The 10547-nt window shown below is 56.0% G+C and carries 10 protein-coding genes and 1 pseudogene; 9 read left to right on the top strand and 2 right to left on the bottom strand.

Annotated features, from left to right (window positions below; all coding sequences use genetic code 11):
* The coding region (locus APM_RS21570; RefSeq protein ID WP_256379495.1) for a flagellin at positions 1–638 on the top strand (638 nt) is incomplete at its 5' end.
* 95 nt (positions 639–733) lie between these two features.
* Entirely contained in the window at positions 734–1621 is an 888-nt protein-coding gene (locus APM_RS13765; RefSeq protein WP_007423975.1) for a flagellin, read from the top strand.
* Between the two features lie 121 nt (positions 1622–1742).
* Here APM_RS13765 and APM_RS13760 read toward each other — a convergent pair whose 3' ends face one another.
* Positions 1743–3476, bottom strand: coding sequence for an IS1634 family transposase (locus tag APM_RS13760; RefSeq protein ID WP_007423974.1), 1734 nt, complete (start codon positions 3474–3476; stop codon positions 1743–1745).
* A 152-nt stretch (positions 3477–3628) separates the two neighbouring features.
* On the opposite strand from APM_RS13760, the gene APM_RS13755 reads away from it, so the two are divergent.
* The 7 genes from APM_RS13755 to APM_RS13735 all read left to right on the top strand — a co-directional run bounded on the left by APM_RS13755 (position 3629) and on the right by APM_RS13735 (position 10377).
* On the top strand, positions 3629–4027 hold the full coding sequence (locus APM_RS13755) for a flagellar biosynthesis repressor FlbT (protein WP_007423973.1): 399 nt from the start codon (positions 3629–3631) through the stop codon (positions 4025–4027).
* Between the two features lie 15 nt (positions 4028–4042).
* Positions 4043–4384 carry a flagellar biosynthesis regulator FlaF gene (locus APM_RS20455; RefSeq protein WP_007423972.1) on the top strand — a complete coding sequence of 114 codons (342 nt, stop codon included), beginning with the start codon at positions 4043–4045 and terminating at the stop codon, positions 4382–4384.
* 16 nt (positions 4385–4400) lie between these two features.
* Positions 4401–5273, top strand: coding sequence for a DUF1217 domain-containing protein (locus tag APM_RS20450; protein ID WP_007423971.1), 873 nt, complete (start codon positions 4401–4403; stop codon positions 5271–5273).
* Between the two features lie 65 nt (positions 5274–5338).
* Entirely contained in the window at positions 5339–6130 is a 792-nt protein-coding gene (locus tag APM_RS20445) for a lipopolysaccharide assembly protein LapB (protein WP_007423970.1), read from the top strand.
* Positions 6123–8324: a tetratricopeptide repeat protein gene (locus APM_RS20440; protein ID WP_082468515.1), complete on the top strand. Its 2202-nt coding sequence runs from the start codon at positions 6123–6125 to the stop codon at positions 8322–8324. Before APM_RS20445 ends, APM_RS20440 begins: the two co-directional genes overlap by 8 nt.
* A 31-nt stretch (positions 8325–8355) precedes the next feature.
* The gene (locus tag APM_RS20435) at positions 8356–9561 is read left to right on the top strand and encodes a pyridoxal phosphate-dependent aminotransferase (RefSeq protein ID WP_083818682.1); all 1206 of its coding nucleotides are present in this window, start codon (positions 8356–8358) and stop codon (positions 9559–9561) included.
* A gap of 513 nt (positions 9562–10074) precedes the next feature.
* Positions 10075–10377, top strand: a complete 303-nt coding sequence (locus APM_RS13735; protein WP_138919207.1) for a hypothetical protein — start codon at positions 10075–10077, stop codon at positions 10375–10377.
* Here APM_RS13735 and APM_RS20430 read toward each other — a convergent pair.
* Positions 10337–10547, bottom strand: a pseudogene (locus APM_RS20430) (transposase); the annotation flags it as partial. The gene APM_RS13735 and the pseudogene APM_RS20430 overlap by 41 nt on opposite strands.

The raw sequence follows: 10547 nt of genomic DNA, 5'->3' as shown, positions 1-10547 counted from the left end.
ACATCTTCTCAGGTCAGGACAGTACTGTTCCGCCTGTGCCGAATGCAACCAGTTTCACGAGTGCCGCGTTCTATGTCAGCATTCAGAGCGCTACCAACAGCCTTTCGGTCTCTGGAGTGTTCGCGGCGGCAAGTAACACTACGAACAGCCCATTCTCAAGCACTCTTGCTAGTAATCCCGGCGTCCCAAGTGTTCTGGGTGCCGGCGGAGTCCCGATTACAACCGGTATCGCCGCAAATGCCAACCAGTTTATCGGTCCTAGCGTGGGAACGAATACTACCGGTTCTTATATGACGGATATTCTGGCCACTCTTTCGGCTATCGGCAGCCTCCAGCCTGGGCAACTTTCAAATTCGGGCTTCACAAATTTCGCCAATGCGATCTCAACCAGCCTCGGTAACGCAATCAATACAATGGCACAGGACGCCGGCGCTCTTGGAAACAACCAGGCACTGGTGAATACGCAAATCACAGATCTCCAGCAGACGTCAAACGCATTCACCAACCAGGTTGCCGGGTTCGATCAAGTCGATATGACAAAGACCCTTTCCCAGTTGTCCGCCACCCAAACGCAACTCCAGGCTTCGTACCAGCTTATCGCCGCGGTGAAGACAATGAGCCTTACCCAATATATCTGAGGCGGGCTTCATCTGGCGTTAACGACTCAGGCGTAAAATACGTCATCTCCGCAAAACGCGGACCACAGACTAAATTATAGCCAAGGATACAAAGCATGTCCGGCGTTGTTAGCTCGATCATCACCAACTCGGCCGCGATGGTCGGCGTTGAAACTCTCAACTCGATCAATACTTCTCTGAACAACGTTCAGAACCAGATCTCCACTGGCTACTCTGTCAGCAGCGCGGTTGACAATGGTGCTGCTTTCGCTGTTGCCCAGTCGGTCCGCACAAATATGGCGGGCCTCACTGCCGCAAACCAGCAGCTCGGCGATACCCAGGGCCTACTTGCCACCACAAATACTGCATTGACCAATATATCCAATCTTATGCAGAGCATGGATGCGACACTGGTCAATCTGTCGAGCTCAACGATTTCGGCAAGCCAGAAGACACAGTACGTTGCGCAGTTCTCTTCACAACTTCAGAATCTTCAATACTATATCAAGGGCGCCAGCTATAATGGTAAAGCGCTAATTGGTGGGGGGACTGGCACTACCCTGCACAGCTCGTCATCTGCTTGGACACATACGGGGCTGACAGTTGCTTCGGATGCTTCCGGCGGACAGATACAAATTGCCTCACAGACAATGACCACTGTTTATCTTGCTCTAAGCAAGATTGGAACGTCGCTTGGCACGGCCTCCGCAGGTTCCCCCACAATTACAAACTGGATGACTGCTACTGGTACATTCAGTACCCAGGTTTCCAATGTCGGTTCGTATCTTAACACCTACGGTAACCTGACCAACCAGGTTGATGCGCAGATAACCTATAACCAGAACAAAATGGACGCGCTCAGCAATGGCCTCGGCGCGCTCGTTGATGCCAATATGGCGGCGGAGTCCGCAAAGTTGCAGTCGCTACAGATCCAGCAGCAGTTGGCAACATCTGCCCTCTCCATAGCGAACCAGCAGCCGTCGATCCTCACCAAGCTGATCTGATTCATCCGCCGTAACCCGGCCTGCTTCAATAGCAGGCCGGGCCTACTAGTCCGAAGTTTTAACTAGGCGGAATACAAAGTCCCTGGATTTATCGGCGGATTTTTTGATCCGCTTTTGACGTCTACTGGACACGCATGGGTTCGATTTCGAGGAGGTTGAAGGCGGCCGCCTGTAGTGTGGTTGGCGTGGCCAGGGTGGTGAAGGTCGCATTGGGCGCCTTGGGCAGCGCGGCGGTGTTGAGAGTTTGGGTGGCCAGATGCGCCATCAGGTCGGCAAAGCTTGAGAGCGGCAGGTTGTCGTCGTTGCGGCGTCGCCCCCGCTTGCGCTTGGCGGCGGGTGAGATCGTGGCAGGGGCAACCGGGGAGGCGCGCTCGGCCTCGGCGGCCAGTGGATCGTGATCCTGAAACAGGATCGGCTTGAGGGCATCGCGCAGATGCCACTCGACGTAATAGGCAATCATGCAGAGAAAGACATGCGCGCGCACCCGCGGCGAGAGCCAGTGATGGACCGGACGGATTGCGAGGTCGACCGATTTCAGGGTTCGGAACGCCCGTTCCACCCGGGAGAGGTCCTTGTAGGCCCGCACGGTGTCGGCATCGCTCATCGCCTCCGCGGCGACGCTGGTCCGGATGACGTAAATGCCATCGAGCGCCGCCTCGCGGGCGATACCGGCTTCGTTGCGCCGGAAGCTGAAGCGATCGGCGGTGATGGTGAGATCGAAATGCTTGGCCATCTTGCGCTGGTTGATCACGGCACCGACCGCAAGGCCGATCTCGGCCGCGCCGCGCAACGGCGCGCGCTTGCGCGTCGTCGCCGCCACGATGCGGGTCAATTCCCGCTCGGTCGCGGTAAGCAGCGCCTCGCGCTTGCGCCGGCGTTCCCCGGCCAGAGCCGCATTGCGGCAGGCGATCAGCCGCTCGCCGGGATAATCAGGCGATGCGATCGCGGCGATATCGCGCTCGTCGAACAGCGACATCTGCAGCGGCCCCTCGGCGAGGTCCTGGATCTGACCCGCCCGCAGGCAACTGATCCAGTCCAATCCGGCGGGTTTGATCTCCTTGCGGATCCGCGCCGTGGTGATCATGCCCCGATCGCCCACCAGCACGACGTGGTTCAGATGAAACCGCCGCTTGAGCTTCTCCACCTGGGCCGCGATCGTGCCGGGATCGGCGGTGTTGCCTTCGAACACCTCGACCGCGATCGGCCGGCCCTCCCGATCGCACAGCAGACCATAGACGATCTGGAGCCGATCCGGCCGATGATCACGGCTATAACCGTGTTGAGCGAGTTCGCAGCACCGGCCTTCAAGATAGGACGAGCTGACATCATAGAGCACCAGCGTGCCATCGCGCAGATGGCGCTTCGCGAACTGCCGTTCGATCCGCCCCTGCTGCGCGCCCAACCAGTCGAGGGCGGCGTAGATCTCGCGCTCCTCAATCACGCCGAGCCCAAGCACCTGCCCGAGGCTCGAGGTCGCCGTCTCCGGGTTCAGGCCGCGCAGCGTCGAGAGTTTCGAGCCCGGCGCGATCACGCGACTCGCGATCAGTGCCAGTGCCAAGTCCCGCTCGCGCGAGACCTGGCGTCCCAGCAGGCGCGGAATCTCCAGCTTGCGCATCATCCCCAGCACCGCCGCCACGTGCCCGTGCGGCAGGGATCGCCGGATCTCGAGCGCCTGATCCGGGCCGCCCACCACCGAGCCGCCGGCGAGCAGGGCGCGCAAGCCATCGACCAGCTCCGCCGGCATCTGGCTCAGATTGGCGATCGTGCGCTTGTGGACCTTCCGCCCCTCACGGAAACTCTCCCGCAGCAGCACCGCCGACGCCGAGCGGCCATTCGGAACCACGTCGATGAACATGACGCCAGCGAATCACAAATCGAGTCGCGCCGCAAGCCCCATGTATGGACACATTCTGAAATTAATAACGAGCCGTATCCCGCACGGAGCCTCACGTTTAGATGATTTTCAAATAAAAACTTCGGACTAGTCGCGTTACGAAGGATAAATATATGTCGGTTCTGGTGCTGGAGCTTCGCCAAGGCGATATCATGATACTCAACGGCGCACCGATCCGGTTCCGCACGAAGTCACGCATCGAGTTGACGGCGAAGGCACGCTTCATGTTCGGCAAACAAATACTGCGGCCAGACGAGGTCAACACGCCTGCGAAGCAGATCTATTTTGCTCTCCAGACGGCCTATATCGGAACGGACGAAGAACGCCAATCCGCGCTAGTGCGTGCCCGCGAACTGATAGAGCAGTTCAAGGAAGCGACAACTTCGGCGCTCGCCCGCGAGATCCTCGACCGAGCGCTGGAATGTGCAAAATCGGATGATTGTTATGAAGCCCTTAAGCTTTCGCGGCGAATTATGCGCCACGAAGCAGCCGTTCTGCAGTCATGTCAGTGATCAAAAGGATCGTAAATGTCTCATTCAGCAAAGGCCTTCAAAGCCTATGAATCCGCCAATCAACTGCGAGGTCAGCGTGAGCAGGATGCCGAAGTGTTCCGCACTGTCAGTTCTATGCTCCGTGCGGCCGACGATGATCTGAGTCGTACACGAGCACTGGCAACTGCCCGCAGGCTCTGGCAGACGATTCTCGCTACAAATCTCGATCCACTCAATCCGTTGCCGGCACCACTTCGGGCGCAGATCGTTTCTGTTGCGAATAACATTCTTCAGCAGACAAATGATCAAAGTCCCGACCTTGAAGTGATCGCGATAATTGGCGACAATTTTGCCGATGGACTTAGCGGGCGGGCATAGATCTCGGAGATATTTGATGTCGTCTACTCTATCGCCAAACATTGCCACTCTCTTTACAAGCTCCGCAAATACGACTTCGTCAAGTATTGTCTCAATTCTTGAAGCGAGTTACGGCGGAGCGACGAGCGGAACTGTCACGAGTTCTCAAAATCCGATTATTGCGCTCCGAATCGCCCAACAGAATGAAACAAAAGATATTCAGGCAGAAGCAAAATCGCCACAAGTACAGCGGGATATTGCCGCGTTCACAAAAGCGGTGAACAGCGCGAAGACTGCGAAGCAGCTTCTTCAAAATCCAACCGTTCTTAAAGTTCTTCTTACTGCTAATGGGCTAGGGGCTCAGGTCGGATTTCCTGCGTTGGCTCAAAAGGCACTTCTGTCAAATCCGAGCGATCCAAACGGGCTTGCCAATCAATTGTCGTCCACTAATTCGCAGTGGCTTTCGACCGCCCAGATTTATCAGTTTGCAACCAAAGGGTTATCTATAATACAAAAACCATCAAGTATAAGTACCCTCACTAATGCATATGCTGAAGTTCTTTGGCGTCAGTCACTTGATAAACAGACCCCTGGACTTTCAAACGCACTATATTTCATTCAGAACGCTCAAAAATTCACGAATGCCACTCAAATTCTCGGCGATTCTGTTATGCGCTCGGTCGTCACGACCGCATTGGGAGTTCCCCAACAAATCGCATTTCAGCCGCTGCTTGCGCAAGAGCAGGCCATCACCAGTCGACTTGATGTATCAAAATTTCAGAATAAGCAGTTTGTTCAATCGTTCGCGGATCGATTCCTTGCAGTCACACAAGCAAGCAATATGAACGCTTATGGCTCGAGTTCCAGTCTCGTTGGGCTAGCTGCACAAGCTAGATCTCTCATCGCATAAGCTATAGCAATCCCGCGCGCTGACCGGAGAATTGGTCCGCACCACCGTTCAAAAGGAACCTGACTATGTCCGATCTCCACTCGAATTCTCAATTGCAACCCGCCGTACGGGGCGACAATTCAAGTGTAAATCGCGTGCTTTTTGCGCGCGTGCGGCAGCTAATCGATCAGGGGCAGGTCAACGCCGCCTCGCTCCTACTCCCTACCCTCGAGAAGCGCGGTGAGAATCCTGGGACGATCGTTGCGTTATCAGCGGCAATCGAATTTGTTAAAGGCAGGCACGCTCGTGCGAAGGAAATAGTCTCGGACGGCTTAGCTGCATTTCCTGAGAATTCGATTATACTTTGTTTTAGTGCCGAGATTAGCCTTGAGGAAAAGAATTGGGTTGAAGCGGCGAAGGCCGCTTCCGAGGCGGTCGTTGCAGACCCAAGGAATTCAACGGCTAAGTCTATATTAGGAAGAGCTCTCTTGGAGCTAGGGCATATCGACGACGCTGCGACCTGCTTGCGCGAGGTCCTTGACGAGATGCCGTCTAACTTCCTGGCGCTCGCCGGGCTATGCCGCTCTGCGCCCGCAGAGGCGGAGGACACCTTGCGCAATATATTGCAGGACAGTGATGAAGAGCATTCCGACCGTCCTCAAGATGATCTGAGGCTTCGCCATCTTCTTATCTCGGTACTGATTGAACGGGGAGCCTATACAGAAGCAACTGATCAAATCCGGCGACTTGTAGCCGAAGGTCGCGCTAATCTCGACACCAGTCTCCTAGCCGTCCAAGCAGCCGTAGGAACAGGCAATTGGGACGAGGCTACATTGCTGTTTAGCGACAATACGCGCAATTTGCCACGCCATGCTTGATCAGGTTGCTAGCGCTCCAGCTTTACACGAAAATATGACGAATGCGGCCGACGTCATAGCCGCGGGGGTGGCTCTTGATGCCGGCAGCACCCGCGAGTCCGCAAGGAAGCTTTTCCAGCGAGCGAGTGAGCTGGCTCCATCATGGGATGAGCCGTTGATTAGGCTTGCCCAGAGTTATCGTGCTGATGGCCATGTGGCTGAGGCCAAAGAGCTCTATATCCAAGCCAGCATACGCAATCGTTGGCGGATTGAACCTTTGCTTGCTTATGGAATATTGGCACTACAAAGCAACGACCCGCACGACGCAGTAGGATATCTTTCGCGAGCTACCGATCTTGATCCCACCAACCATCAGGCTTGGCATGGACTTGCGCTTGCGCTCGGTGCGCTCGGACTTCAGGGTGCCGCATTGCGCGCGATGGCCAACGCCGGAAATCTGGCACCTGATATACTTCATTATGCAATTACGTATAATGAACTTCGCGACACGGTTGATCATGATCTGATTTTGCAGATCCGAGAGCCGAAGTGGACCACTGCCATTGAGCTCTGTCTTGAAGCCAATGCAGCTCTTAGGCGCGGTGGGGCTGAAGAGGCGATCGCTCTTTTAGAGACTGCGATCGACGTTGAGCCGGATGCGTCTGATATCCTAGCTTTGCTCGGCAATGCGTATTTGGCGAATCAGATGCCAGAAATGGCAGAATTACATCTGCGCAAAGCCCTTCTCCGTGCGCCCGAAAACATCGATATCGCCAATGATCTAGCTGTCTCACTTGGCCGACAGTATCGTTTTGGCGATGCTTCCGATATATTGAATAAATTAGATATTCCCGCAAACGCGAGCTCTACGATATTATTAAATCGCGCTACGATCAGAGCATCAGCTGGCGATCTCGCAGGAAGTGCAAGGGACATCAAAGCGGCAACCCCCAAAGCCAATGACCGGTCTCGGCTGCGAGCTGAATGTTCCTTAATTCCGTATCAAAGCAATGCGACCGCGGAGCTTCTTCTGGACTCGACCCGAAAACTCGCCGCGACATTGCCCGAAGACTGCGAACCACTGATGAAGCCCTCTGTTGTTGATCCTGATCGTCCACTTCGAATCGGCCTACTGTCTCATTCTCTGCGACAACATCCTGTAGGATGGCTCACATTTGCCGGTCTGGAAAATTTAGATCGAGATGCATACGAGCTCTATTGTTTTGGTCACTTCGCTGCAGGAGATCCATTTGCGCAGCGGCTTGCACGACGTGTGCGCAAATGGCAAGACCGAATCACAAAATACGAGGCGGAGATTGCCTCAAATATTGCCGATTGTAATATCGATATTCTTATTGACTTGAGTGGCTTTGGTGACAATGGATTGATTGGAAGTTTGGCGTATCGCCCGGCGCCCGTCCAAATGAAATGGGTTGGCTCACAGGCGTCTACAACTGGCATGAAGCGTGTTGACTGGTTCATTACGGATCGATGGGAGACCCCGGAGGGGTTTGATCAATATTATACGGAACAGCTATTACGGTTGCCGGACGGCTATGTCTGCTATTCTCCTCCCCCAACGTCGCCGCCTGTCAGCAATTTGCCGGCTCTTGCAAACGGTCATGTCACCTTTGGCTGCTTCAATAATCTGACAAAACTGACCGATGAGACATTATCGCTCTGGGGACGGATCCTTGAACAGGTCGATAACGCCCACCTGCTCCTCCGCTGCCCGCAATTTTCTGAAGATGGAATTCCTGAGCGCTTCATCTCTCGAGCGCATGCTCTTGGAGTTGATACGAGTCGGGTCGAATTGCGCGGTCGAGCTCCGCATCCAGAATTCATCGAAGGCTACAAGGACGTTGATATCGCACTAGATCCATTCCCGTATTCAGGTGGGCTAACGACATGCGAATCGATGTTTATGGGGGTGCCTGTCATCACTTTGGCTGGTGATTTCTTCGCCGCACGTCATTCGGTGAGCCACCTTTCGAACGTGGGCCTGACGGATTGCGTTACAGAGAGTCCGGAACAGTATATCGATCGTGCCGTTGCCATGTCCTCGGATCTGGAAGCGCTAGCCGCACGTCGGGCTCGATTGCGCGAACAGATGCTCACGAGTCCCCTCTGTGACGCGAAGCGTTTTGGCCGTAATCTCGGTGCCGCGTTGCGCTATGCGTGGCAGGATTATTGTCGTAACGGCTGCCGGGCTTGATCAATCGCCGCAACTGTGGTGCTGACGCGAGATGATCCCATTTTCCGCCCGCGTCGGCCGAACAAGGCCGGCGGCTACTTTCGCTATGGCTGCCCGGGCTCGCGCTCTTCGTGCCGCTGGCCATGATGTGATTTCGCTATCGATCGGCGAGCCCGACCTTCCAACCCCACCGCATGTCGTAGATGCCGCACACCGTGCCGCACTCGGCGGGCAGACACGCTACCCCCCTATCGCTGGAACCGATGCGCTGCGCTGCGCCGCAGCACGGAAATTCGAACGCGATCAGGGTTTGCCGGCAACACCAGCTGACGTTCTTGTCACAAATGGCGGCAAGCAGGCGATATTTGACGCCGTGATGTCGGTCATCGATCCTGGCGATGAAGTGCTTATTCCCGCGCCTTGCTGGGCAGGCTACATCCAGGTGGTTGAATTCACCGGTGGTATCCCGGTGTTCATCGATTGCCCCGCCGAAGCAGGATTCCGCGTGGATGCTGCCACCCTCGCGGCAGCTATCGGGCCAAGGACGAAGCTCCTTGTTCTCAACTATCCAAACAATCCGTCCGGCGCGGTTGCCGATGCGGCAATGCTTATCGGCATCGCCGATGTGCTTCGTCGGCATCCTCATGTACTGACAATTTCGGATGATATTTACGAGCACCTCATTTTCGAAGGCGCATACGTGACATTGGCGGCCGCTGCTCCAGATCTCGCTGGGCGCGTGCTGACTATGTCCGGCGTATCGAAATCCTATGCGATGACCGGCTGGCGCATTGGCTTCTGTACCGGTCCGCGTGACTGGCTAGCGGCAATGACGCTGGTTCAGGGGACTGCCACTGCGGGTGTTTCGACCATTAGCCAGGCGGCTGCTGTTGCGGCGCTAGACGGCCCGCAGGATCTTCTCGAGGAACGACGTACGATTTATCGTCGACGCCGCGATCTTGTTCTAGGTGCGCTGGCCGGTGCGCCTGGCCTTACCTGTTCCCGCCCAGAGGGAGCTTTCTACGCCTTCCCGTCGATCACCAGTCTATTGGGTTGCCGGACCCCGAGCGGCCGAATACTTGGCAATGATGAGGATGTGGCGAATGCCTTACTAGATGAGGCTTTGGTCGCTACGGTTCCGGGCTCCGCGTTTTCAATGCCAGGTCATATCCGGCTTTCGACGGCTGCATCCGATGCCCTTCTGGAAGAGGCCTGCGAGCGCATTCTACGATTTTGCATAACGACATGTAACCATTAATTTAGAGCGTTTTCGACCGTATTGAATTGATGGGGGGAATTCCCGCTGGCGTGGAATTCTGGGTCAGAATCCGTGCTGGTGAAGGAGGCTGGCATGGATGGGATACCCTCTCTCGATTGATTTGCGCGTGCGGATTCTGGCTGCTGATCGGCTCCTTCTGAGTGATCCGGGATCTATTTTAGAGCAGCTTCTGAGCCGAAAAATCGCGTGGGGATTCCCGTATCGGGTGAGAGGTGATTCACGATGTTTGCAGGCGAAGGAGGCTGGCATGCATAGGGTGAAGGTAATTTCGCTGGATTTGTGTACGCGTCGTAGCGGCGGTTGATGGCGGCATGTCGCACTGTCTGGCGGCTGAACGCCTCGGGGTTGGGATTGCGGCGGCGATACGCTGGGTGCAACTGAGCCGGGAGAGGGGTTCGCCGGCACCAATGAAGGTGGGCGGCGACCGCCGCTCGGAACGGATCGAGCGCCACGCGGGTGGTTGTCCTTGACCTGGTCGAGACGACGCCTGACTTGACACTTGTCGAGGTGCAGGAGCGGCTGATGACGGAACGTTCGGAGCGGTTTGGCATTTCGACGATCTGGCGGTTCTTCGGCGGACACCGGATCACGCTGAACAAAAAGATTGGCCATGCGGTGGAGCAGGACCGTCCGGACGTCCTGAAGCGGCGCCGTGAGTGGTTTGAGGACCAGGTCGATCTCGAACCCGAGCGGTCAATCTTCATCGATGAAGCCGGCGGTGTCAGGAATTCTCTGTATGGGTGGCGGTTGAACATCAGGCCGGCGGGGCCCTTACGAAGCGATTGCCGAAGATGACGGCGAACTGAACCTTTGCCATAGGCCATTCTCGAGGTGGCATCACCCACTCCTTTTTCGGATCGGTTCAGGATCAGATAGAGCAGCTTGGCCGCGGCCTCATCGCTGGGAAATGGCCGCGCGCGCGGATCGCCCGACGCAGCTTGAAATTCAGGACTTCTATGGCGTTC

It is taken from the genome of Acidiphilium sp. PM, from assembly GCF_000219295.1.
Classification (GTDB): Bacteria; Pseudomonadota; Alphaproteobacteria; order Acetobacterales; family Acetobacteraceae; genus Acidiphilium; species Acidiphilium multivorum.
Note: the sequence above shows the minus strand (reverse complement) of the source record. Positions and strands in the feature narration are given on the sequence as shown.